Here is a 23,553-nt window from a genome sequence, read left to right as displayed (position 1 = left end):
TATGAGGAGGCCAAGATGGTAGCGACGAGTCATCGACCCCAACTTTATTCGCGAGTCTCGGTGTCGAGCAGCGTCCGCTCTCCACTCGGCACCAGGCCCGGCGGAGCACGGCCTACACCCGCGCCCACGCGGGCTGCGCCTGTGTACACCCCACCGGGACTGACCGCCCGTGAGATCACCGTGCTCAAGGCGTGGCTGGACTGCGACTCCAAGGTCGACGTGGGCGCACGCCTCCACATCGCGTTGGGCACCGTCAACACGCACCTGACGAGAATCCGCGACAAGTACTCCCGCGTCGGCCGCGCCGCTCCCACGAAAGCTGCACTCGTCGCGCGCGCCCTGCAAGACGGCATCGTGAAACTGGACGAGCTCTGAAGTTGGATTGTCCGCGTTGCTGAAACCTGTGGATGCGTTCCTGACAATTCGGCCACCGTCCCCACGACGACGTCCTCGAGCCCCTCGGCGACCGCTACCACCACGGTATCGCCTGCAATACGTAGAGGGTCGCAGTCAGTCCGTAAGCAACGCGGGGTCGAAGCTCACGTTGGGAGTGGAAACTCGACCCCTGCTACGAAGTTTCGCTCACCTGGTGCGTAGCACCAATTCCGTGGGGTGAGCATCGGCGGGAGTATCGATTGCGTTGCGCACTGCACGGGCAACGGTGCTGGGCTGCAAGAACTTCGAGCCGTCGTACTCCCCGCCCTCGTGCGCAACGATCTCCTGCTGCATCTCGGTGTCGATGCGCCCTGGGTGCACCGAGGTGACGCGCAACGACGGCTCCTCGAGGCGCAACGCATCAGCGAAGGCGCGGAGCGCGAACTTGCTCGCCGCGTAGGCACCCCAACCCGGGTTGGCGCGGATGCCGGCACCCGAATTGATCAGCACTACATGACCTTTGGCGGAGCGCAGGGCAGGCAGTAGCAGTCGGGTCAGCTCGACGACGGCGATGACGTTCACCTCGTACTGGCGACGCCAATCGTCCGCCGTCGACTCTTCGACCGTCCCGAGCGCCGCCACCCCGGCGTTGTGCACCAGAACGTCGAGAGAATCGATGTTCGACGCGGCGGCGGCCACCGCGTCCGGATCGGTCAGTTCCACCGGCCATGGGGTGGACCCGGACAGTTCCGACGTAATCGGCGCGAGGGACTCGGTGGACCGACCACCCAGCAACACGTGATGATCGGGAGCGAGCAATCGAGCGATATGGGCCCCGAGACCCCGGCTTGCTCCGGTCACCAACGCAGTACGAGTCATACAGCCACAGTAACCAGAGCGGCTAGAAGCTCATCCCCGCCTCGGCTGCCCACGCCTGAGTGGTGTTCGCGCCGTCGAGTTCCTCACGAATGATGTCTGCGTGGCCGGCGTGCTGGGAGATTTCGCGAAGAATGTGCAGAACCGTGAATCGTGCACTTTGCCAGATTCTTTCGGGTGCCCACGGTGCCGTCGGAACGGGTACCGACAGGTCGAGGTCCAACGTCTCCAGCGCTGCCGAAGTGGCACCTGCCACCTCTTCCCATTCGGCGACGAGTCCGGCGACGGTCTCGTTCTCGGCCATCACGTACTCACTGCCGGCGGCGGCCATGTCGAATTCGGCCGTCTCGTCCAGCTCTGCAATCACTGTCATCCAGTGCCGCTCGTTGCTGATCACGTGGTGCAGCAGTCCGCCGAGGGTCAGCTCGCTCGCGGTGGTGCGGGTACGCGCCTGTTCCTCGCTGATGCCGCGGACGGTGATGAGGAAGTTCGCGCGCTGTTCGGCGAGCATTTTCTGAATGTCGGTGTTCTCGGTGGCCATTGTTTTCCTCCTGGTAGCTGGTGAAACTCACACTAGGAGCGATCGCGGACACCTTCGGTCCGCAATCCAACCGAGCAGAAATCGGCCGCCGGACGCAAACTATCTGCATGGGCGATCGCGGTTTCACTTCCACGCAGCTGGCCGCACGTGCGGCGTATCTGCTCCGAGGCAACGACCTGGGCACCATGACCAGCGCAGCACCCAGGTTGTATCCGCACATGTGGAGCTGGGACGCCGCTTTCGTCTCCGTCGGCCTCGCACCGTTGAGCGTCGAGCGGGCAGTCGTGGAGATGGACACGTTGCTCTCGGCGCAGTGGAAGAACGGGATGATTCCGCACATCGTGTTCGCCAACGGTGTCGACGGCTACTTCCCCGGCCCTGCGAGGTGGGCCACCGGGACGTTGGCGACCCACGCTCCGATGAGTCCGCAGACCTCCGGAATCACCCAACCACCCGTCCACGCGATCGCCGTGCAGCGCATCCTCGATCACTCCAAACGCCACGGCCGCACGACGCGAGCGGTGGCGGAGGAGTTTCTCGATCGCCGCTGGGGTGATCTGGTGCGGTGGCATCGTTGGCTCGCCCAGGCCCGCGACGTCGACGACAACGGACGCATCGCGCTGTTCCACGGCTGGGAGTCCGGCATGGACAATTCGCCGCGATGGGATTCGGCCTACGCCAATGTGGTTGCCGGAGAGATGGATCCGTATTTTCGCGAGGACAAGGCGGTCATCACCGACTCGTCTCAGCGGCCCAGCAACATCGAGTACGACCGCTACATCTGGTTGGTGGAGGAGATGAAACAGGTCGGCTACGACGACGATGCGTTGAAGACCAAGATGAGCTTCGCCGTCGAGGACGTGTTCGTCAGTGCCATCTTCGCCGTCGCGTGCGACGTCCTCGCCACCATCGGGGAGGACCACTCGCGGCCGCGCTCGGATGTGCGCGAATTGCGCGGGTGGGCGGACAAGTTCCGCAAGGGAGTCATCGCGACCACCGACACGCGTTCGGGCGGGGCACGAGATTTCGATCTGCGGACGGGTCAGTGGATCGGCACCGAAACCATTGCCATGTTCGCGCCGCTGCTGTGCGGAGGATTGCCGCGTGAGCAGGAGCGCAATCTCATCCGGATCTTCGAGGGAACCCGGTTCTGCGGTCATCCGGATCTGCGGTACGCGGTGCCGCCGTCGACGTCCCCGGTGTCGAAAGACTTCCGCGCTCGCGAGTACTGGCGTGGACCGGTGTGGCCGGTGATGACATGGCTGTTCTCGTGGGCTTTCGCACGCCGCGGGTGGTCGGAGCGATCACTGTCATTGCGAGACGAGGGTCTGCGCCAGGCAAGTGACGGCAGCTTCGCCGAGTACTACGAGCCGTTCACCGGCAAGCCGCTCGGCAGCATGCAGCAGTCCTGGACGGCCGCCGCCGTGCTGGATTGGCTCGGATGAGCCGGACGGGTCAGCCGAGGTAGCTGTCGACCAACGGGCCGACGACGTCGAACGAGGTGGCGTCGGGCACGAGGTATTTGGCGATCGTGCCGCAGACGAAGGGGTGCCACGCAGATCCTGAGTCGGTTCCCATGGAGGAGACGGCGAGGATGTCGCCGAAGTAGATGCCCGGCAGGTGCCGTTGGGCGAGTTCGTCGTTGTGCGAGGCCACGGCGAGCAACTCCTCGGCATGGCTGCGATCGATGTCGTCGCCCATGGATCCGAGCAGGTCGGCGCTGTCGGCGCTGGACCGAACGGGGTCGCTGTCGAGCAACGTCAGTGCACCGACCGTGACGCCGCGACTCTGCAGCTCGACGGCGATGGCGTGCGCGAGTACTCCACCGAAGGACGTGCCCAGCAGGTGTACGGCTCCGTCGGTCTGGATGCGAACGATGTCGTCGGCGTACTGCGAGGCCAAGGCGACGAGGGACTCCGCGAGCTCTCCCGACGTCGGGACCTGGACGCCGTAGATGGGACGCGCGTCGTCGACGTGTGCTGCGAGTTCCGCGTAGCAGTCGACCAGCCCGACGAGGGGGTGGATGCAGAACACCGGGTCGAGGTGGCCGGCCGTACGGATCGGTGCGATGGTCGGCACCGCGTAATCGGACGGGTCGAGTTCCGTGAGAGCCACGTGGATGCGATCGTTCACGACAGTCATGGGTGCGCCTCCGAGCCAAGAGAAGTAGTTCGTGTTTCTATGGTTTGTTCGTGCCGACTCTGGGTATGTCGCCGTCGGCAGCGTGAGTGTTACCCACGTCTCATCGAGAACGACTCAACCACGTCTCGGAACAGAACGCATTAGTGACTGTTCACCATCGTCGGCTCGGGTCCACCGGGCGTCCCGCAGGTGTTTTCCCGCCGATGACGGGCGTCCACCTGCAGATCCAGCAGCCAGACCAGCAGTGCAGCGACCGCGAACACGGCCCCCGTCGCGCACACGCCCGTCCACTCGAAATGTTTCCAAGCCAACGTCCCGACCGCAGATCCTGCTGAGGCACCCACGAAGTACGTCGTCATGTAGACGGAGTTGATTCGGGCGCGAGCAGCCGGTTCCAGGGCGTAGACGATGTGCTGGTTGCTCACATGCACGCCCTGCAGTGCCAGGTCGAGAAGTACGAATGCGACCACGAACACCACCCAGTAGTGGCCGCCGACGGCGAACATCGGCCAGAGTGCGATCAGCAGAACGGCACAGGAACCGCTGGCCCATTGCACCAGTCCGCGGTCGGCAAGCCGGCCCGCGACCGAGGCCATCAGAGCGCCGCCGACACCGGCCAATCCGATCAGTCCGATCTGAACGGCACCGAAGCCGAATCTCGACGACAGCAACAGCGTCATCGTCGCGAACACCGCGCTCACCGACGCGAAGCCGAGACCTCCGAGCACCGCGCGGGTCCGGAGCCTGGGGTGAGTGCGCACCAGCCGAACCATCGACACCAGCGCCGAGCCGTAGGTGACGTCCGCCGTCGCGGTGTTGCGTGGCAGCACCCGCCACAGGCCGGCCGCGGCGATCAACATCAACACCGCCGCCACGCGGTAGACGCCCTGCCACCCCGTCACCGACGACAGCAGCCCCGAGATGCTGCGTGCCAGCAGGATGCCCGTCAGCAACCCGCCCATGACCACTCCGACGATGCGTCCGGATTGCTCCGGGTGTGCCATCGACGCGGCAAACGGCACGATCACCTGCGCCGCCACCGAGAACAGTCCAGCGATCGCTGTGCCGACGAGGAGCCAGGCGAGGCCGGGCGCGAATCCGGTGATCGCCTGACCCGTCGCAGCGAGAATCATCAGTCCGACGCTCAACGTGCGGCGATCGACGACGTCGCCGAGGGGCACGATGAGCAGCAGGCCGAGGGCGTAGGAAATCTGTGCGACGGTCACCGAGGTGGCTGCGGCTGTCTCGGACACGTCGAATTCGGAGGCAATGAGGTCGAGCAGCGGCTGGTTGAGGTAGTTGCCGCCGGCCGAGAGTCCGGTGGCTACCGCCATGAGGGCGACCACGGGGGTGCTCACGCCGGTACGCGAGGTGCTTGCTGTCTTCACTTGGACAAGGGTGCTCGTCGTACATCCAGCTGTCCAATAGAACGTTTCGCATGATCGATCGCCAAAACAGATAGAGTCGCGAAGCGTGGAACTCAGACACATCAGGTACGCCGTGGCGGTTGCCGAAGAGCATCATTTCGGGCGCGCAGCGACGCGGCTGCGGGTCGCTCAATCGGCGCTGAGCAGCCAGATCAAAGACCTGGAAAAAGAGCTGGGCGTAGATCTGTTCGCTCGCACGAGCCGAAGCGTCGCCATCACCCCGGCCGGGCAGATCTTTCTCGAACGCGCGCACAGTGTGCTCGGTGCCGTGTCCCGATTGGTGGCCGACGTCGCGCCCGATCCCACGACCGCCATCCGGCGGCTGCGCGTCGGCATGATCGCGCCTCTCGCCCGTGTCGATCTGGCCGCGGTGGTCGGTCGAGTCTCCCAGCGATTTCCCAACACGTCGGTGACGTTGCTGCCGCGGCCGAGCGCCGACATTCTCGACGGCATCGCACGCGGAGACCTCGATCTCGGAATCATCGGACTCGCGCCCGGACGCCCGCATCCGGGATTGTCGGTCACGGCCCTGTGGACCGAACCACTGTCACTGTTCGTCGGCCCCGATCATCCTTGGGCCCAGAGGGATTCGATCCGGCTGGCAGACCTGTCCGAGATGACGATGATCGACCGGCCGGCGGGCAGCGAGGCCAGACTGCAATCCGATCATGCATTCACCCGCTCGTCGGTTCCCCGTGGACGCATTCTGGAGGCCGATTCGGCCGACCTCATCGGTCAACTCACCGCAGCAGGGTTGGGTGTGACACTGCTGCCGTCATCCTTGGCGTCGATTCTCCCTGGACTACACATGATCGACGTCATCGATGCACCGACACGAACGGTGTCGGTGGTGACCAACCCCGAGCATGCGAATGCCGTGATCGCCGCGGTGGTCGCGGATTTGATCGCATCGTCGATAGCGACATGAACACCGCCCGACGCCCGTGGTCGAGGATTCGACTACGGGCATCGTGGCTGACTCGAAACAGCCTGGGCTAGGCGGACTTCCACACCGCGACGATGGACGGCCGCGGCTGGGTGTCGCCGCCGTCGGGCCAGTGCGAGATCGGAGCGTCGGCGGTGGCGTCGTCGCTTTCACCCGGGTGCTGGACGCAGACCATGACGCGCTCGTCGGTGACGATGGGGCCGCAGGTCTCGCCGCCGGCGGGGACGGTCAGGAACTGACGTGTCTCGCCGCGACGGGGGCCGTCGAGCACCACGGCGAACAGGCCGTCGTTGGAGTCGAGGGCATTACCGTCGGTCGAGACCCACAGGTTGCCCTTCGAGTCGAAGGCGAGGTTGTCGGGGCACGAGATGGGGCTGACCTGACTCTTGTCGAATCCGCCGAAGTACGTGTCGGCCTCGTTCGGATCACCGCAGACCAACAACAGGTTCCACGTGAACGACGTCCCGGCGTGGTCGTCGTCGAGTTCGAGTACCTGCCCGTTCTTGTTCTTGTTGCGGGGATTGGCCTCGTCGGCCGCCGCTTTGCCCTCGGTGCCGCGGTTGGAGTTGTTGGTCAGTGCTACATACACCTTGCCGGTCACCGGGTTCGGCTCGAAGTCTTCGGGGCGGTCCATCTTGGTTGCGCCCACGGAGTCACCCGCCTGACGGGTGAACACGGCCACCTCCTCGGCCGACATACCGTCGACGAGAGACTTGCCGCGGCCGTCCTCGCCGGTTTCGAGCAAGGGAATCCACGTTCCGCTGCCACGGAATTCACCGTTGGAGGGCAGCGTGCCCGAGCCGTCGATTTCGTCGGGCGTATCGCCGGTGAGGCTGGCGACGTACAGCGTGCCGGCGTCGAGCAAGGTCAGGTTGTTGCGCATCGCGGCCTGGCCGGTGCCGGGCATCATCTTTCGGCTCGAGACGAACTTGTACATGTAGTCGAAGCGCTCGTCGTCGCCGCTGTACGCCACCACCGTGCCGTCGTCGGTGACGTGGATGGTCGCAGCCTCGTGCTTGAACCGGCCGAGAGCGGTGTGCTTGATCGGTGCCGACTGCGGATCCCACGGATTCACCTCGACGATGTACCCGAATCGATTGACCTCGTTGGGTTCTTGCGCCAGATCGAATCGCTTGTCGAAGCGCTCCCACTTACGTTCGCTGGCGGCGCCTTCGACGCCGTAGCGCGACAGGCGCTTGGCCACAGTCGCATCCGTGACGCTTTCGGCATTGGCGAAATACTGGTTGAAGTTCTCCTCGCCGGAGAGCACCGTTCCCCACGGGGTGAGGCCGCCCGAGCAGTTGTTGAACGTGCCGAACACCTTGGTGCCGGTGGGGTCCACGCTGGTCTTGAGGAAGTCGCTGCCTGCGGCGGGGCCGGTGATCAGGAACTCGGTGGTGCCGGTGATGCGCCGGTTGTACTGGCCCATAGCGGGGGTGAGCTTGCCGGTGCCCGATTCGCCCTGCACCTGAACCACGGAAAGGCCGTGTGCCGCAAGGGCTACGTCGAACTGCTCTCGGGTGGGGTTCTCTGCGTCGTACCCCTTGAACATTGCCGGTTCGGTGCTGTACTCGTGGTTGACCACCAGCAGATGGGCGTTGGGTGTGCCCTCGATCGGCAGCAGGCCGGCGAAGTCGTTGTTGAAACCGAACTGCATCTCCTGCGCGGCACCGGTCTGTTTGTCGAAGTCGAAGGCCGGTGCCCCCGCGACGACGGCGTCGCCCCAACGAATGACGATGCCCTGCTCGTAGCCGTCGGGAACGACGACGGCGTCCTCGGTGTTCGGTTCCACTGCAACGAAATCCACGCCGTCGACCGGCGGAGTATCGGTTCCCGACGTACCCGTGGTTGCGCTACCGGTCGCGGCCGGCTCGTCGGTCGAACATGCGGCCAGTGCGCTACCGGCACCGACGGCGAGCACTGCCATGGCCCCGCCCTTGATGACGCCGCGCCGCGACATCGCGGTCTTGACGATGTCGCCGAAGTACTGGCCCTTCGACGTATTGGGAATCTCGTGGAAACAGGCATCGCCGCACTTGTACTTGCAGGTCAACGATGATCGTTTGGAGCTTCCGTCGTGAACGGCGAACAGGGGCAGTGGCTTCATGTCACGGCACGCTGTCACCCAAAAGCGAAAGTAAAGGAACGTTCAGGTGAAGTTGGGGAGAACGAGGTTGCCCTAACGTCCGATCGTCTGCCACAGCGGATCCGACGGTCCGATGTCGTAGGTGCAGTCCGTAGGCCGCGGATCCGGTACGAAAGCCCACAACAGCGCCCCTGCTGTACCAGCGGCACGCTGGCCGTCGATCTTCGCGGCAATACCGGTTGCTCGAGAATCGACATCGCCGCACGAGCCGGCGAGTTGACCGATCTCCCCGACCAGCAGGGGTTTGCCCACCGCGGCGCTCTGAGTGATCCGCCGCTGTAACCCGTTCCACTGATCTCCGGGCAGCGGCACGCCGTCGGCACCGTAATCGTGGTACTGCAACACATCGACGAAGGGCGACTGGGCGAGGTACTCGTACTCGTCACCCTGGCTTCCGCACTGGCCGCCGCCGGTGAGGCCCGCTGTGATCACAGTGCGAGGATCGACGGAGCGGAGCTGTTGTCCTGCAGTGTCGAAGAACGAGCGAAGCACCTCTGCAGCACCGGCCGTACACGTTCGGCTGGACCAGGAGCACGAGGTATCCGTGCACGAACTCGTCTCCGGTTCACCGACGAGCTCCCACGCAGCCAACGCCGATGAGTCCTTCCATCGATTCGCAGCGGTGAGCATCCATTGCTCGAAGCTGATCTTCGCGGTCGAGGTGGGCGTGCCGGGGGCCGTCGTCCAGCCGTCGACGTACCACTGCCTGTCTTTGAAGACGTTTCCCTCGCACGCCCCGTCCTGGGGTGACAGCACCGGTACGAGGAGTTGATCGTGAGCCTCGGCGGCGGCGAAGACCGCATCCATCGGCCCGAAGTCGAGGGCACCGGTGAATCGGTTGATCGCCAATGCCTGAAAGGCGTCGAACCGGGTCAGCGAATGTGGAGGAAGCGCCTCGAAGTAACTGTCCAGGTCCACCATCGCCCCGCATCCGGCATTGACCGACCAATCGGTGGCGAGTTGGTAGGCGTTGAACCCGGTCGGCCACCACGGTCGACCGTCGAGTGCGAGACCATCAGTGCTCGCGGAGACACGAGCGCCGGCAACAGGTGCCGCCGTGGCGGTCTCGGCCATGCCCGGTACGACCGTCGACATCAGGACAGCACCGAGAACGCACTGAAGGACTTTCGACGCGATGCGCATCGCCGTAATGGTAGACGCGGATGCGGAGATTCCGAAGCCGTCGATGACGAACGGCTTCACCGAATTCGACTTCGTGCCAGAGGAAATTGTCGGCTGTTGATCGACGGAATCGACAAAGAGCGAACTGAATCGCCGTTACAGTCGGAGAAACCGAATTCATGGGCGGGTTCCGGCGCTGTTTACGTGCTGTGAGTATTGTGATCGGCACTCCGAAAGTCCTGCGCGTCAACGAGTCGCGCTATTCTCTTGACTCTCCGTTCATTTCGAAGACTGGACATTTCTCATGCGAATCGTTCGCGCTGCGTCTCTGACAGCTCTCGCCGTGGTCCCGATATTGCTTCCGGTGACCACAGCGTCGGCGCAACCCGGCGATCAGGACCAACCCACTGCTGCAAGCGCAGACGAGCTCTCTCGTTTCACTTTTCCCGAGTTGGGCTTGGGGCAGTCCACCACGGTCGACCTGACAGGACCGCGTACGAGGGTGACGGTGCCATCTCCTGCAGGGGCCGTTCCGTCGACCCTGAACGCGGTGCTGACCACGCCCGCTTGGCTCGATCGCGGGTGGGTCGACGTCGAATCGGACGGGCGTCCGATCACTCGTATCGCCCTCGACGGCGCTGCCCCGACCACTCCGGTGTCGATTCCGCTGGCCGCTACGCGAACGGTCGACGGAGTGATTCCACTCGATCTGATCCCTTCCGTCATTCCCGACGATCGTTACTGCCCCGATCCCGATTCGGACGCGGTCCGATTGATCGATGCGACCGTCGACTACTCGGGAGCGCCGGCCGTCCCGAGGACCATCGCGGATTTCCTACCGGTGCTGCTGCGCAAGTTGACGCTGTTCGTGCCCGCCGCGCCTGACCGCGAAACAATCACCGCAGCAACAACTGTGGCCACATCCGTGGTACACCACTACGGTGCGCAGCCGGTCCAGGTAGAAGTGCGCCCGGACAGCGAGCTTCAGGGGGCGGTACCCGACGGCTCGTTCGAGAGATCGATCGTGCTCACGAAGAACTCCGACGCCGGCGCCGAGTTGATCTACCCCGTCGAGCAGGCTCCCCCACGGTTGTACCTCGCAGGTACGGGATCGGATCTCACCGATCAAGCCCGGTTGATCACCAGTGATCTCTCCCAGATCGCAATCGGCACCTCGGCATTGGCCGGACCGGGGGCACCCCAGGCTCGACTCGCACCCGATTCGATCACCCTCGACGACCTCGGAATCGGAACCGTTTCCGGCACAGGAGGTTCCACGGCAACCGCATCTGTCGACATCGATCAGACGCGACTCGGACGATCGGCCGGGAGCGTGTCCGTGCACCTGATCGGCAGCTACACCCCGGGTGCCGGATCTGTGCGAGCCTCGGTCGACGGATCGCCACTCGAAGTCTGGGAGGCCGACGACACCGGCCGTCTCGATCGATGGATCGACATCCCGGATACCGCACTCTCTCGCGTGGGGACTCTCGATGTTTCCGTCGACCATCCGTCGGCCTCTTCCGGCAGCTCCTGCGCTGCCGCCGCCGAAACGACTGTCACCGTGGCCGGATCGACGCTCGTGCGATCCACCGATTCGTCGTCACCGGTGCCGCTGGGGTGGCGGTCGATGCCGCAGGCCTTGATGCCGCAGTTCGACATAGCTCTCGCCGACGAGTCCTACGCCGGAGTTGTCCGGGCTGTCACCCTCGCGACCGGCTTGCAGCGGTTGTCGAGCCTGCCGCTCGATCCCGAGGTCGTATCGATGGAACAGGCGCTCGACGGTAGCGCACCAGCCGTCGTGATTTCGCCCGTCGCAGAGCTTCCGGACTCGGTGACGCTGCCGCTGTCCTCGGTCGACGAGACGACCTTCCGAATCACGGACCCCGAGGCCGCGGGCGGTGCCACCGAGCTCACGGTGGATATCGCCGAGCCCTTGGCGACGATGCAGGTCACGTCGGTGCGCAGCAACGCCGTCCTCGTGGCGTCGTGGAATTCGGCACCGGACGAACTCGACGGCATGTTGTCCTGGCTCGGTGCCGATCCGGCGCGGTGGTTTGCGCTGGACGGCGATATCCTGTTCGCCGCGCAGAACACGGAGCCGATGTCGTTGTCCAGCAGTGCATTGTCCGGAGCAGACGGCGCGGCGGCGGCCACCGACGACGGGACCTCCGATCGGATGGTGGTGGTCGTCGTCGGAGTCGGCCTGGCGGTACTTGCACTCGGCGGCGTCGCGGCACTCGTGTTCACCGTCCGATCACGTCGTTCGGCGCGCGATCCGGGTCGAGACAGCGGCTTGCAATGAGCGTCGCCGGGCAGCTGCCGCGGTCTTTCACGCGGTTCAGGTTGTCTCGCGGCCCAATCGCCGTTCTGGTATTTCGGTGGTCCGTTCTGGTCAGCTGCGTGGTGGTGGCTTTCTTCTCCACCTGGGTGCGGCTTGCACAGGAGGCAGCCGACGGTGCCATCACCGCATATGTTTTCGTGCTGCCGCTGCTGGCAGTGGTTGCGGCTCAGGGGGTGGCGCGGCGACGAGCCGACGAATTGCCCATCCACGACCGCCAGACCGACAACATAGTCGGCGGCATCGCGTTGTTGGTTTCCATCGCGGTCAAAGCGCTGTGGCTACCCCGGTACGCAGACCAGTACGAACTCGCCCACTTGGATGTGTTGGCGGCGCTTGCCTTCTTCTTCGGCGGGGCGATTCTCATGTTCGGCCTGCGGCCCGTCGGACGATTCTGGTCTGTGTGGCTGTTGCTGTTGGCGTTGAGTCCGCTGGGCTATCGGTTGGTCGCCATCGGACTCAGTGGCAGCAGGTTTGCGTATGCGGCTGTGATGGTGCTGTTGGCCGGCATCGCAGGTGCCGTTGCCGTCGGCCGAACCGCACGTCGGGGTTGGCTGGGCTTCGGGTGCACGGTGTCGACCGGATTCGCCGTTGCCGCAGTCATGTTGGCCCTGTGGCCGCAGGTCGACATCGTCTGGTTGCAGCTCGTCCCGACCGTCGGCGCAGCCGCGGTCACGGGAGGTGCCTTCTATGTCGTGGCCCGTCGCGGTCGGTTCGACGCCCGGCAGCCGCGCCGGGTCGGGTCGCTCACGGCGAAGTGGTCGCCGAGCTCGAAGGCCGTTGCGATCGTTGCTGCGGTAGTTCTGTTCTTCGTTCCGCTGCCCGGTCGAATGGAGTTGTCGACGGTTGCGGGACCACCGGGACCGGTATCCGAGCCACTCATGCCACCCGTTGGCTTCACCCGAACGGACCTGCAGGAATTCGACTGGGTGAGGGCATTTTTCGGGCAATCGTCTTCGTTGGTTCGACAAACCATGCGAGCAGACGTCGGAAATCCCGCATGGGATGTTCGTGGGCGGCCACGGACGGTGGTGGTCGACGTGTTGTCCACTGCGAATCGGGCCAGTCTTGCTGTGTACCCGGAGAGCACGCTCTATCGGCTCTCCAACACCCGTACGAGCCATCCGCTGCGCATCGATCTCGGTCGTGGAGTGACGGGCTCCTTGTACACCTCCGTCAGTGACGCTCTGTTGCTCACTTGGACGAAGCTCGTATTCGATTGGGAACGAGGCGATGTGACGCAGCGTGTGACCATCATCAGCGTCGACAACCACGATGCCGATGCCGAGTTCCCACAACCGACGCCCTCGATGGCGTCGAATCTCGGAACTGCCATCGGGACGTTTCTGCGTGGGAATGCGGTGTCCATCGACGACGATCCGGAGTACAAGGATCTTGAACTGCTGACCACCTTCGGGACCGGGTTGCTTCGCCAGCAGTGGCGCTCCGGGGACGGTTCGGCGAGATGAACGATCCCCGGAGTACGCGGCCGTCGCCGCCCCGCGTCGGTACGGAAACGGCAGAGTTCAAAGCGGCGGCGCTCGACGATGCCATCAACAGGCTCGCCGTCCGAAATCCGTTGGCTTCGGCTGCGATTGCTTTCGTGCCATGGCAGAAGTACACGGCGATCGTGGCTGCGGTGCTCCTCGTTGCCTGTGTGGTATTCGCCCCGATCGGGACCCTGCTCGCGGTCACGGTTCTCTGCACCATCGGATATCTCCTGGCGATGATCGACCGGCTCCTGCTGTTCTCCCGCGGTCTCGACGCTGCCGCAATCGTCACCGTGACCGACGAGCAGGCCCGAGCGATTCCCGACGAGCGATTGCCGATGTACACGATTCTGGTTCCGGCGTACGACGAGCCCGAGGTGGTGGGTGACCTCATCGCGGCGATGACGGGTCTGGACTATCCAGCCGAGAAGCTGCAGGTCCTGTTGCTGCTCGAAGAGGACGACGACGTCACCATCGAGGCGGCCGCGCGCAGCGGCGTCAGCGATCTCGTCGACGTCGTGCTGGTACCCGCCGGTGATCCCCGCACCAAGCCGAAAGCCTGCAACTACGGATTGCACTTCGCGACCGGTTCGATCGTGACGATTTTCGATGCCGAGGATCTGCCCGAGCAATTGCAACTGCGTCGCGTCGTGGCTGCATTCGAGAGGCTGCCCGACACCGTGGCCTGTGTGCAAGCAAAATTGGCTTTTCACAACGGTTCTCAGAATTTGCTCACCGGATGGTTCACCGCCGACTACGCACTGTGGTTCGGGTATCTACTGCCGGGCCTGATGGCCAGTACCTCGCCGATACCCCTGGGAGGGACGTCGAATCATCTTCGGCGCGATGTCATCGACGAGGTCGGTGCCTGGGACGGGTTCAATGTCACCGAGGATGCCGACCTGGGCGTTCGAATCGCGGCCTCGGGCTACTCCACGGCGGTGCTGGACTCGACCACTCTCGAAGAGGCGAACAGCGATCCGATCAACTGGGTACGCCAGCGGTCCCGTTGGTACAAGGGCTATCTGCAGACCTGGCTGGTGCACATGCGCAGGCCGCTCGCGACCGTTCGCGTGCTGGGACCGGTGGGCACCTACAGATTCACCCTGCTACTCGCGGGAACGCCGATCACCGCGTGCATCAACATGGTTTTCTGGTTCACCACGGTAGCGTGGATCCTCGGCCAGCCGACGCTGATTGCGCAACTCTTTCCGCCGTACATCTACTACTTCTCGTTGTTGTCTCTGGTGGTGGGCAACATCGCCACGGTCTACATGTACTTGATCGCGAGCAGGGAGAGCGACAACGCCTACTTGTTGGTTCCGAGCCTTACGATGCCCCTGTACTGGGTGATGATGAGCGTGGCGTCCATCAAGGGCTGTTGGCAGTTGGTGCGTAATCCGTCCTACTGGGAGAAAACTTTTCACGGCCTGTCCGGACCCGCGCCGGAGACCGGCCCCAGCGAGGAGCAGACCCCATGACGTCGCGGACCCCAGCGGTCGTGTTCGGTACCGCTCTGGCGGGCTACCTGGCGGTGGGACTGACTCTGAGCATGCGGTTCGGCTACATGCTGGGGGATGCGCTGTCACGAACCTCGGCCGCGCAGGCGGTGTTGCTCAGCCGGGATCCGCACGTCTCTGCCATCGGGTTCATCTTCACGCCGTTGACCGCGCTGGCACAATTGCCGATTGTCGCCTTCGCATCCTGGTGGCCGGGTATCACCCGGTGGAACATCTCGGGTATCGCCGTGTCGGCTGTGTTCATGGCCGGTGCAGTGGTGATGATCCACGGAATCTGCCGAGACCGTGGACTTCCCGGTCGTTACTGCCTACTGGTCACGGCGTTGTTCGCGGTCAACCCGATGATCGTCTTCTACGGAGCCAACGGCATGAGCGAGGCCGGGTTCCTGTTCTGTATGTGCTGGGCGGTGCGGCGATTGATTCGATGGGTCGGCACCGACGATGTGCACGATCTCGTTCTGGTCGGCATCGCTCTGGCTCTCGCCTTCCTCACCCGCTACGAGGGTGTGGTCCCCATAGCGCTCACCGCGGTGCTCGTGGCGGCCGTCACGGTACTCCGCCGGGGTCGAGTGCATTGGAAAGCGATGCGGCGCAGAGCAATTCTCGATGCTGTACTCGTCGCCGGCCCCGGTGCGGCAGCGTTCCTGGTCTGGATCACCACCAGCTGGTTGATCACCGGTGAGGCGCTTGCGCAGCTGTCCTCCAGCTACGGCAACGCCGCGATTCTGGCGCAGTCCGGTGGGTCCAGTGGCGACGTGCTGAGCACCGGCCTGTTCTCCTTTGCTGCAGTGATTTCCTTGGGGCCGACGTTGGCGGTGTCTCTACCGCTCGCGACGGTACTTGCGATACGTCGCCGGGATCTCGAATTCTCGGTGGCCCCCGTGCTTCTGGGCGGGGTGCTCGCATTTCAGGCCGCGAGCTACATCACCGGCTCTACGTTCGGCTTCCTGAGATTCTTCGTGTGCGCCATACCTCTGGCCGCTGTGGTTGCGGTGCAGCTGTTTCCGGCCGGTCCAGACCTGGCCACGCGACGCGCGGGTGCGTACCGAAGGCACCGCCCGGCCTTGCCTGCCCTGCGTTCTGTTGCCGCGGCCGGAGTCGTCCTCCTCTCTGCACTCGGTCTTCCGGTCACCGGGTGGGCGATGTTGCAGCCGTCGTTGTCGAGTCAGCAGTACGCACTCGGGGCGCTGTTCGACCGACATCCCTCGGCCGACGACCCTCGGGCTGTGGAAGCGCGGCGAATCATCGACTCGTTCTCCACCGAACGCCGACTCGCCTCTTTTCTCGACAGCCAGGATCTACCCGAGGGCTCGATCCTGGTCGACACCGTCTACGGGTTTGCCGTCGTGGCGGCGTCGGATCACCCGACCCGGTTCGTGATTCCGTCCGACCTCGACTTCACCAAAATTCTCAACGACCCGGCAAGCGGAGGCGTGCGATATCTGCTGACCGTGCCGAACGAGGGCCGCGGGGTGTCCGATGCGATCAACCGGCGGTACCCCACCATCTACGACAACGGCGCAGAACTGTATCCACTCGTTCTCGAGGTACCGAACGACGGTGCTGATCAACCGGATTGGCGCCTGTATCAGGTGCCCGGCTGACCGGTCGCTGTTACAGCACCTGAGAGAGGAACGTCTTCAGTCGATCGGTGTGCGGATCGTCGAAGAGTTGCTCCGGGGTACCGGTTTCGACGGCACTGCCGTGATCCATGAACAGGACCTTGTTCGATACCGATCGAGCGAAGCCCATTTCGTGGGTCACCACGACCATCGTCATGCCGCCCTTGGCGAGGTCGGCCATCAATGCCAGCACTCCCTTGACCAATTCCGGGTCCAGTGCAGAGGTGGCCTCGTCGAAGAACATCACCTCGGGCTTCATTGCGAGTGCCCGTGCGATGGCGACGCGTTGCTGTTGGCCACCCGAGAGGTTGCCGGGACGCGAGTCGGCCTTGTTGGCCAGGCCCACCAGTTCGAGCTGTTCCATCGCGGCCGCGCGCGCCGCATCCTTGTTGAGCCCGAGCAGCTTCTGTGGCCCGAGTGCGATGTTGTCTGCGACCGTCTTGTGCGGGAACAGGTTGAAGTGCTGGAACACCATGCCGATCCGCTGACGAAGTTCGTCGGGATTGTCTTTCAGCACCGACTTACCGTCGAGCAGGATGTCGCCCTGCTCGGGCTCGTGCAGGCGATTGAGGGCTCGCAGCAGCGTGGACTTACCCGAGCCCGAGGGCCCGATGACGGTGGTGGTCTTACCGGCGTCGACATGCAGGCTCACCCCACGCAGAACCTTGTTGGTGCCGAACGACAGGTGAATGTCCTTGCCGGTCAGAGAAACTGAAGTCACGTCGGCTACCTCTCCACCACGATGGATGTTTCGACGGGTCCGAGGGTGCCCGAGGTGTCGGCCTTGCCGGATCGCAGGCGTCGGTCGATGTAGTTGACCAGGTGTGTCAGAGGAATGGTCAGGATGAGATAGAACAATCCGGCGGCCAGCAGCGGCGAGAGATTGCCGGTCTGGGCGGCGGTGTCCTGGCCGACGCGGAACAATTCTCGTTGCGAGGCAAGCAGACCCAGGAAGTAGATCAGCGAGCTGTCCTTGATCAACGAGATGAACTGGTTGACGATTGCGGGCAGCACGCGCCGAATGCCCTGCGGCACGACCACCAGGTTCATGGACCGGCGGTAGCTGAAGCCCAGTGCGCGAGAGGCTTCGAGCTGTCCGGAGTCGACGCTCTGGATGCCGGAGCGGAAGATCTCACCGAAGTAGGCCGCTGCCATCAACGACAGTGCGAGGATGCCCAACGGGAACGGGCTTCTGCTGCCGGTGAATTGGGTGAGCGTCGGGCCGAACCCGAGGCCGATGAGCAGGATGACCACGGCGGCGGGTAGTCCACGAAAGATGTCCGTGTACACCCGCGCCGGCCACCGGAGCCAGCGGGTGCGGGAGATACCCGCCACCGCCAGCCCGAGTCCGATCACGGTACCGATCACTCCCGACGAGACCGCCAGAATGAGGGTGTTCGGCAATCCGACCGTGACCAGTTTGGGAATGGTCTCGCCGATCAGTTCCCAATCGAAGAACGTGTCGTACAGATTCGACAGAGTGCTCATGAGGTACGAGTGCCTTACGACGCCGGGAGAACGGACGCCTTGCTGCCCGGCTTCCAGTCGGCGGGGACCTCACGGTCCGGGTACCACTGCTTCTCCAGCGTGCTCCAGGTGCCGTCGTCCACCACAGCGTCGAGGCCGGCGTTCAGCGCGTCGATCAGCGGCTGGTTGTCCTTGGCGACGGCGTACGCGGTGAAGTTGGTGGTGTTGATGGTCTTCTCCAGGATGGAGACACCGTCCTCGGTCTTGACCTGACCGGTTGCCTGCTGCGACGGCGCGACCCAGGCGTCGACCTGACCGGACTTCACGTTCGCGTACGCGGTGTTGTAATCCGGGAACCGTACCGGCTCGATGCCGAGGGTGTTGGTGACGTAGTCGTCCTGCACTGTGCCCTGCACGACGGCGATGCGCTGATCGGCGTTCAACTCGGCGATCGTCTTGATCGAGTAGTCGTTCTTCGCGACCAGTGCCATCTCACCGAAGTCGTAACCGTTGGTGAAGCCGACGGTCTGGCGACGCGCATCCGTGGTCGAGATGGACGAGGAACCGGCGTCGTAGACCTTGTTGTTGACCGCTGCGAGCAGGCCCGAGAACTCGGTCGCCGAGAATTCGACGGTGAGGTTCAGCTTGGCCGCGACGGCCTTGAGCAGCTCGTTGTCGAAGCCGGTGAAGTTGCCTGCATCGTCGATGAAGATGTTCGGCGGTGCGTCGGACAGAGTGCCGACGTACAACGTCCCCGGCTTGATCAGACCGAGGTTCGCGGTGTCGATCTGATCGAGCGCGGTGACGCTGTCGGTCGTGTACTTGTCCAGCGAGGCCTGGTCGGAACCGGCCAGAGCGTTCTCACCGGTGCCACCCGAGCTTCCATCGGAACACGCGACGGCTCCGAGCGTGAGTGCGAGCGTCGCAGCAACGGCTGCGATGGCACGGCCTCGTAAACGACGTGTGTTCAAGATGGAGCTCCTAGGTGCAATCGGGAGGGACGAACGAGGCTATCGTGCCGATGGAGGCACACGACAATCACATTGCAGTTGTATGAAGCATCCCGCGTGTTCCCGAAATTCCCGCAGCCCAATCGCGTCTAGCGGTGTGCGTCCCGCCACGCGATGGCCTCGCCCAGTTCGGTGAGGTCGTAATCCGGTCCCCCGGTACCGACGGTGAACAGCGTGGCACCGGCATCGACGAAGTCCTGTGCGGTGTCCGCGCCCGGCCACGAGACCGAGCGGGTGATGCCCGAGGTGTCCCGCCCGACGGTGGTGCCGTGCTCGGCGAGGATCTCGGATTTACGCTTCAGCGCATCGAGGTCGGCGAAGCTGTGCCAGATGTGGGCGTACTCGGCGACGAGCTTGAGGGTCTTCTTCTCGCCGCCGCCGCCGATGAGGATCGGGATGTCTCGCGTCGGGGCCGGGTTACCGACGTCGAGGCGGTGCCGGATCCTGCCGAGGCTCTCCTTGAGCAGCGCCAGACGTGAACCGGCCGTACCGAATTCGTAGCCGAAGTTGTCGTAGTCCTTCTCGTTCCATCCGGCACCGATGCCGAGTATCAGTCGCCCGCCGCTGATGTGGTCGACGGTGCGCGCCATGTCCGCCAGCAGGTCGGGGTTGCGGTAGCCACCTCCGGTAACCAGCGCGCCGATCTCGACGTTCGACGTCTGTTCGGCCCAGGCACCGAGCATCGTCCAGCACTCGAAGTGTGCACCGTCGAGGTCGCCGTACAGCGGATAGAAGTGGTCCCAGTTGAAGACGATGTCGACTCCCGCGTCTTCGGACCGCAACACCGCGTCGCGGATCAGCTGATAGTCGGGTGCGTGCTGGGGCTGAAGCTGAACACCGATCTTGACGGTCATGTACGTCTCCTCGTCGTGTGGGCTGTCTCACCCATGATGCACCTCGTTCGGCGTGATGCACGTCGACCGAGATCAGCCGACTCGTACTCCGCTCTCGGCCATCATCGCTCGGAGGACGAACCCGGCCTCGGAGCCGACGATGTCGCCGACCAACGTGATGTAGCGATCGACGAACGCTCCGCCGTGCTGTTGCTCGTCCTCGTCACCGAAGTGGTGAGCCAGTTCGTGCAGCACCACCAGTTCGCGCAATGCCCAGGCCCGATTGCCCTGATGCAGGGGTACCGCGATGGTGGCGGCGTCGCGTTCGTAATGGGCTGCACCCGATCCGGATCTGGCGCGTACGGTCACCGTCCGGCCGGCGTCGGGCCAGGTAGTCGCGATCCAGTCCAGTGCCAACACCGCATCGACGTAGGACTGCACGGATTTCAACGAGGCGAACTTCCGCTCGATCGGCAGCGTGATCTGTGAGCCCAAGACCGTCACGACGCGGTTGTCGCGCTCCTCGGCTCGATCGAACATGATCCGCACCATCTGCTCGGCGTCGTACACCGCCGACCGCTGCGCATCCCTCGGTCTGCTCACTCGAACAGCTTAGGCGCGGAAATTTGTGCGGATCGTCCGACTCGCCTATGGTTTTATCGACAACGATTGTCGAAGTCATTCCCACGTCCAGCCTCAGGAGAGTGCCGTGCTCGTCGTCGAGAACCTCCGCATCGACGCCGGACGCACCCGCATCGTCGACGGCGTCTCGTTCGAGATAACCGCGGGTCGACGCCTCGGCCTGCTCGGCGCCTCGGGTTCGGGCAAGTCCTCCATCGCCTCGGCTCTGGTCGGATACCTTCCGCCGGGCATCACGTGTTCCGGTCGTGTCGTCGTCGACGGCCACGACGTCGCCGGTGTCCCGACTCCGCAGCGGCCGCGCAACGCGCGTCCGGCGATGGTCTTCCAGGACTCCGCGACGGCGCTCAACCCGATGGTCACCGTCGGTGGGCAACTGCGCACGCCCGACGCCGCCGCGCTGCTCGCGCGAGTGGGTCTGCACGACACCGCGCGCGTCCTGGCCTCGCACCCACTCGAACTCTCGGGTGGTCAGCGTCAACGAGTCTGCATCGCAGTGGCATTGGCGCGCGAGAGCTCGCTGGTGATCGCCGACGAACCGACGACGGCATTGGACGTCCTGAGTCAGGCGCGCGTTCTCGACGCTCTGCGGCAGGTGCCGTCGTTGCTGTTGATCACCCACGACATCGCCGTCGCCGCGCAGTTGTGCGACCACCTGCTGGTTCTGGATTCCGGCCGAATCATCGAATCCGGTTCCACCGCAGAGGTACTGAAGAGCCCTCGCTCGGATCGAACCCGACAGATGATCGACGTGGCCCGGGCGGCTGATCCGTTCCGGCAGCTGGTTGCGTTGTGAGCCTGGAACAGCCGGCCGGTTTGGTGGCCACGGCACTCACGCGACAGTACGACCGGCACGGCACGTCGCACACCGCGTTGGATGCCGTCACGTTCGCGGTGCCCCCGACTGGCCGGATTGCCGTCGTCGGTGAATCCGGTTCCGGAAAAACGACATTGCTGCGCCTGTTGCTGGCTGTCGATGCGCCCAGCGGCGGCAAGATCTCGCTCGACGGGCGAGTCGTCCGACCCGGATCGGCCGGATCGATGCGGTGGTTCCGTCGCCGCGTGCAGTACATTCCGCAGGATCCGGCGACCAGTCTCGACCCGCGCCACAGCGTCCTCGACCTCGTCGCTACTCCGCTACGCCTGCTCGGTATCGAGGGTGATCACCGAGCCAGGGCCACCGGCGCATTATCTGCCGTCGGACTCGATGCGCACTTCCTGGCTCGCCGTTCGGCCGAGCTGTCCGGCGGACAGCAACAGCGAGTTGCCATCGCCCGAGCCGTGGCCTGCGCGCCGCACTATCTGTTGGCGGACGAGCCGGTCAGTGGACTCGATCCCGACCTGCGAGAGCAGGTGCTCTCCGTCCTTGCCGGACTACCCGGTGCGCTGCTGATCGTCAGCCACGACCTGTCGGCCGTGGCTCGGCTCTGCAGCGACGTGTCGGTAATGCACGAGGGTCGGATCGTCGAATCCGGTTCTGTCCGAGACGTTCTCACCCGGCCCCAGCACGAGCACACCCGAGATCTGATCGATGCCGTTCCCCGGCTCACGTAAGAACAACAGGAGTTACATTGACCAGCAACATCTTCCGCATCGGCGCGCTCGCAGCAGTGGGTACGCTGACACTCACCGGATGCTTTTCCTCCAGTTCTGGCTCCTCCGACGACGAGAACCGCGTCCACGTCGCGATGCTGCAACCACCCCGTTCGGGCTTGTCCCAGTTCAGTGACGACGCCTTCAAGCTGTCGCGCTGGTCCACGGCCGAGACGTTGATCGTCCTCGACGATCTCGGTGAGGCCGAGCCGGGCCTGGCCACCGCGTGGAACCGCGTCGACGACCGCACCTGGAACTTCGACATCCGGCCGGACGTCACGTTCCACAACGGGGCCCCGCTCGACGCAGCAGCCGTCGTCACCGCACTGACCGCAGCCACGCAGTCGGCACCCAAGCCGCGCATCCTCGACGGCGTCGACATGACGGTGACCGCAACCGACGCCGACAGCGTTGCCGTGACCACTTCCGATGTGGATCCATTGGTACCGCAACGACTGTCGAGCCCGCAGCTGGCCATCCTGGCACCCGAGGCGTACTCGACGGGCAGCAGCAACCCGATCGGCACCGGCACCGGGCCCTTCGTCTTGAAGGCCGTGAACGGCACGTCGACAGCCACTCTCGACCGCAACGAGAACTACTGGGGAGAGCCGGCGAAGATCTCCGGCATCGACGTCGACTTCGTGCCCGACGGCACGGCCCGCGCCGCAGCGCTACGTAACGGCACAGCCGATGTGGTGGAGGCGATTCCGGTGTCGCAGGCCGTCAACGTCGACCGAGCGCTCGTGCACGAGGTGCCGATGCCGCGCACCAACACGCTGTACCTCAACACCGCGTCCGGGGTCTTCGCCGACCCGGCCATGCGCGCCGCGGCACGCGAGTCGGTCGATCGCGGCCGACTGGTCGACCAGGTGTACGAGGGCCGCGCCGACGCAGCGAACGGACTGCTCGGCCCGGCTCTGCCGTGGGCCGCCGACCGCCCGGCGCGTAAGCAGACCCCGGCCGGCGACGCCGCAGGCAAGAAGATCACCCTCGCCACGTTCACCGACCGAGCCGAACTCCCCGAGGTTGCGGTGCTGCTGCAGCAGGAGCTCGAAGCCAAGGGCTTCGTCGTCGAACAGGTCGTGCGTGAATACCAGTTCATCGAAACCGATGCTCTCGCCGGTGCTTTCGACGCGTTCATCCTCTCCCGCGCCACCGTGCTCGACTCCGGAGACCCAGCGGCGTACATGTACTCCGACTTCGCCTGCGACGGATCGTTCAACATCTCGCAGTTCTGTGACCCCCAGGTCGATGCGGCATTGGCCGACGCCGCTGCTACCGAACCCGGCGACGAGCGCCGCACCGCGATCCTCGAGGCCGAAAAACTGATCCTCGAAAAGGATGCGGTGGTGCCGCTGCTGCACGAACGCGTCATCCAAGGAGAATCCGAGAACGTGACCGGCGTAGCCCGTGATCCACGCGAGCGCACCTTGATCACCAACCAGACCGCCTTCGAGTAGTCG

Annotated in this window: 18 protein-coding genes and 2 pseudogenes; 10 read left to right on the top strand and 10 right to left on the bottom strand. The window is 64.5% G+C overall.

Annotation, left to right across the window (positions count from 1 at the left end):
- Positions 1-153: 153 nt before the first annotated feature.
- A pseudogene (locus tag E4P29_RS26315) lies at positions 154-375 on the top strand (LuxR C-terminal-related transcriptional regulator); the annotation flags it as partial.
- A gap of 207 nt (positions 376-582) precedes the next feature.
- Here the strand turns inward: E4P29_RS26315 and E4P29_RS12385 are convergent.
- Both E4P29_RS12385 and E4P29_RS12380 read right to left on the bottom strand, forming a co-directional pair.
- A complete protein-coding gene (locus tag E4P29_RS12385; protein ID WP_135045036.1) occupies positions 583-1,254 on the bottom strand; it encodes an SDR family oxidoreductase in 672 nt (223 codons plus the stop codon).
- A gap of 22 nt (positions 1,255-1,276) precedes the next feature.
- Positions 1,277-1,792 carry a DinB family protein gene (locus tag E4P29_RS12380; RefSeq protein WP_135045034.1) on the bottom strand — a complete coding sequence of 172 codons (516 nt, stop codon included), beginning with the start codon at positions 1,790-1,792 and terminating at the stop codon, positions 1,277-1,279.
- 107 nt (positions 1,793-1,899) lie between these two features.
- Here E4P29_RS12380 and E4P29_RS12375 point away from each other — a divergent pair, with 107 nt between their 5' ends.
- Positions 1,900-3,237: a glycogen debranching protein gene (locus E4P29_RS12375; RefSeq protein WP_135045032.1), complete on the top strand. Its 1,338-nt coding sequence runs from the start codon at positions 1,900-1,902 to the stop codon at positions 3,235-3,237.
- Between the two features lie 10 nt (positions 3,238-3,247).
- On the opposite strand, the gene E4P29_RS12370 is transcribed toward E4P29_RS12375, so the two are convergent.
- Positions 3,248-3,934 carry a thioesterase domain-containing protein gene (locus tag E4P29_RS12370; RefSeq protein WP_027495037.1) on the bottom strand — a complete coding sequence of 229 codons (687 nt, stop codon included), beginning with the start codon at positions 3,932-3,934 and terminating at the stop codon, positions 3,248-3,250.
- Positions 3,935-4,074: 140 nt separating this feature from the next.
- Positions 4,075-5,268 (bottom strand): MFS transporter, encoded by a 1,194-nt coding sequence (locus tag E4P29_RS12365; protein ID WP_135045443.1) that lies wholly within the window; start codon positions 5,266-5,268, stop codon positions 4,075-4,077.
- Positions 5,269-5,407: 139 nt separating this feature from the next.
- Here E4P29_RS12365 and E4P29_RS12360 point away from each other — a divergent pair, with 139 nt between their 5' ends.
- The gene (locus E4P29_RS12360) at positions 5,408-6,289 is read left to right on the top strand and encodes a LysR family transcriptional regulator (protein WP_135045030.1); all 882 of its coding nucleotides are present in this window, start codon (positions 5,408-5,410) and stop codon (positions 6,287-6,289) included.
- 67 nt (positions 6,290-6,356) lie between these two features.
- On the opposite strand, the gene E4P29_RS12355 is transcribed toward E4P29_RS12360, so the two are convergent.
- On the bottom strand, positions 6,357-8,414 hold the full coding sequence (locus E4P29_RS12355) for a PhoX family phosphatase (protein WP_135045028.1): 2,058 nt from the start codon (positions 8,412-8,414) through the stop codon (positions 6,357-6,359).
- A 72-nt stretch (positions 8,415-8,486) separates the two neighbouring features.
- Entirely contained in the window at positions 8,487-9,548 is a 1,062-nt protein-coding gene (locus tag E4P29_RS12350; protein ID WP_135045441.1) for a cellulase family glycosylhydrolase, read from the bottom strand.
- Positions 9,549-9,879: 331 nt separating this feature from the next.
- On the opposite strand from E4P29_RS12350, the gene E4P29_RS12345 reads away from it, so the two are divergent.
- The 4 genes from E4P29_RS12345 to E4P29_RS12330 all read left to right on the top strand — a co-directional run bounded on the left by E4P29_RS12345 (position 9,880) and on the right by E4P29_RS12330 (position 16,530).
- Positions 9,880-11,880, top strand: coding sequence for a hypothetical protein (locus E4P29_RS12345; protein WP_135045026.1), 2,001 nt, complete (start codon positions 9,880-9,882; stop codon positions 11,878-11,880).
- 98 nt (positions 11,881-11,978) lie between these two features.
- The gene (locus E4P29_RS12340) at positions 11,979-13,385 is read left to right on the top strand and encodes a hypothetical protein (protein ID WP_135045024.1); all 1,407 of its coding nucleotides are present in this window, start codon (positions 11,979-11,981) and stop codon (positions 13,383-13,385) included.
- Positions 13,382-14,887 (top strand): glycosyltransferase, encoded by a 1,506-nt coding sequence (locus E4P29_RS12335; protein ID WP_135045022.1) that lies wholly within the window; start codon positions 13,382-13,384, stop codon positions 14,885-14,887. Before E4P29_RS12340 ends, E4P29_RS12335 begins: the two co-directional genes overlap by 4 nt.
- On the top strand, positions 14,884-16,530 hold the full coding sequence (locus E4P29_RS12330; RefSeq protein ID WP_135045020.1) for a glycosyltransferase family 39 protein: 1,647 nt from the start codon (positions 14,884-14,886) through the stop codon (positions 16,528-16,530). Before E4P29_RS12335 ends, E4P29_RS12330 begins: the two co-directional genes overlap by 4 nt.
- 10 nt (positions 16,531-16,540) lie before the next feature.
- On the opposite strand, the gene E4P29_RS12325 is transcribed toward E4P29_RS12330, so the two are convergent.
- The 4 genes and pseudogenes from E4P29_RS12325 to E4P29_RS12305 form a co-directional block, all read right to left on the bottom strand.
- Positions 16,541-17,269, bottom strand: coding sequence for an amino acid ABC transporter ATP-binding protein (locus tag E4P29_RS12325; RefSeq protein WP_174557188.1), 729 nt, complete (start codon positions 17,267-17,269; stop codon positions 16,541-16,543).
- A 5-nt stretch (positions 17,270-17,274) separates the two neighbouring features.
- Positions 17,275-18,989 (bottom strand): annotated as a pseudogene (locus E4P29_RS26310) (ABC transporter substrate-binding protein/permease).
- 125 nt (positions 18,990-19,114) lie between these two features.
- Positions 19,115-19,879 (bottom strand): LLM class F420-dependent oxidoreductase, encoded by a 765-nt coding sequence (locus E4P29_RS12310; RefSeq protein WP_032367654.1) that lies wholly within the window; start codon positions 19,877-19,879, stop codon positions 19,115-19,117.
- Positions 19,880-19,951: 72 nt separating this feature from the next.
- Positions 19,952-20,461 (bottom strand): TIGR04338 family metallohydrolase, encoded by a 510-nt coding sequence (locus E4P29_RS12305; protein ID WP_027495044.1) that lies wholly within the window; start codon positions 20,459-20,461, stop codon positions 19,952-19,954.
- A gap of 106 nt (positions 20,462-20,567) precedes the next feature.
- On the opposite strand from E4P29_RS12305, the gene E4P29_RS12300 reads away from it, so the two are divergent.
- The 3 genes from E4P29_RS12300 to E4P29_RS12290 are packed head-to-tail and all read left to right on the top strand — an operon-like array spanning position 20,568 to position 23,550.
- On the top strand, positions 20,568-21,293 hold the full coding sequence (locus E4P29_RS12300; protein WP_167735467.1) for an ABC transporter ATP-binding protein: 726 nt from the start codon (positions 20,568-20,570) through the stop codon (positions 21,291-21,293).
- Complete coding sequence (locus E4P29_RS12295; RefSeq protein WP_209205392.1) at positions 21,290-22,051, top strand: ABC transporter ATP-binding protein; 762 nt, start codon at positions 21,290-21,292, stop codon at positions 22,049-22,051. Before E4P29_RS12300 ends, E4P29_RS12295 begins: the two co-directional genes overlap by 4 nt.
- A gap of 17 nt (positions 22,052-22,068) precedes the next feature.
- On the top strand, positions 22,069-23,550 hold the full coding sequence (locus E4P29_RS12290; RefSeq protein ID WP_245154285.1) for an ABC transporter substrate-binding protein: 1,482 nt from the start codon (positions 22,069-22,071) through the stop codon (positions 23,548-23,550).
- Positions 23,551-23,553 lie beyond the last annotated feature (3 nt).

This window comes from Rhodococcus sp. 1R11 (assembly GCF_004563845.1).
Lineage (GTDB): Bacteria > Actinomycetota > Actinomycetes > Mycobacteriales > Mycobacteriaceae > Rhodococcoides.
Note: the sequence above shows the minus strand (reverse complement) of the source record. Positions and strands in the feature narration are given on the sequence as shown.

Coding starts and splice junctions, on each gene's coding strand:
- E4P29_RS12385 (WP_135045036.1), bottom strand. CDS start 1,254: ATGACTCGTACTGCGTTGGTGACCGGAGCAAGCCGGGGTCTCGGGGCC.
- E4P29_RS12380 (WP_135045034.1), bottom strand. CDS start 1,792: ATGGCCACCGAGAACACCGACATTCAGAAAATGCTCGCCGAACAGCGC.
- E4P29_RS12375 (WP_135045032.1), top strand. CDS start 1,900: ATGGGCGATCGCGGTTTCACTTCCACGCAGCTGGCCGCACGTGCGGCG.
- E4P29_RS12370 (WP_027495037.1), bottom strand. CDS start 3,934: ATGACTGTCGTGAACGATCGCATCCACGTGGCTCTCACGGAACTCGAC.
- E4P29_RS12365 (WP_135045443.1), bottom strand. CDS start 5,268: ATGGCGGTAGCCACCGGACTCTCGGCCGGCGGCAACTACCTCAACCAG.
- E4P29_RS12355 (WP_135045028.1), bottom strand. CDS start 8,414: ATGAAGCCACTGCCCCTGTTCGCCGTTCACGACGGAAGCTCCAAACGA.
- E4P29_RS12350 (WP_135045441.1), bottom strand. CDS start 9,548: ATGTCGACGGTCGTACCGGGCATGGCCGAGACCGCCACGGCGGCACCT.
- E4P29_RS12345 (WP_135045026.1), top strand. CDS start 9,880: ATGCGAATCGTTCGCGCTGCGTCTCTGACAGCTCTCGCCGTGGTCCCG.
- E4P29_RS12335 (WP_135045022.1), top strand. CDS start 13,382: ATGAACGATCCCCGGAGTACGCGGCCGTCGCCGCCCCGCGTCGGTACG.
- E4P29_RS12330 (WP_135045020.1), top strand. CDS start 14,884: ATGACGTCGCGGACCCCAGCGGTCGTGTTCGGTACCGCTCTGGCGGGC.
- E4P29_RS12310 (WP_032367654.1), bottom strand. CDS start 19,879: ATGACCGTCAAGATCGGTGTTCAGCTTCAGCCCCAGCACGCACCCGAC.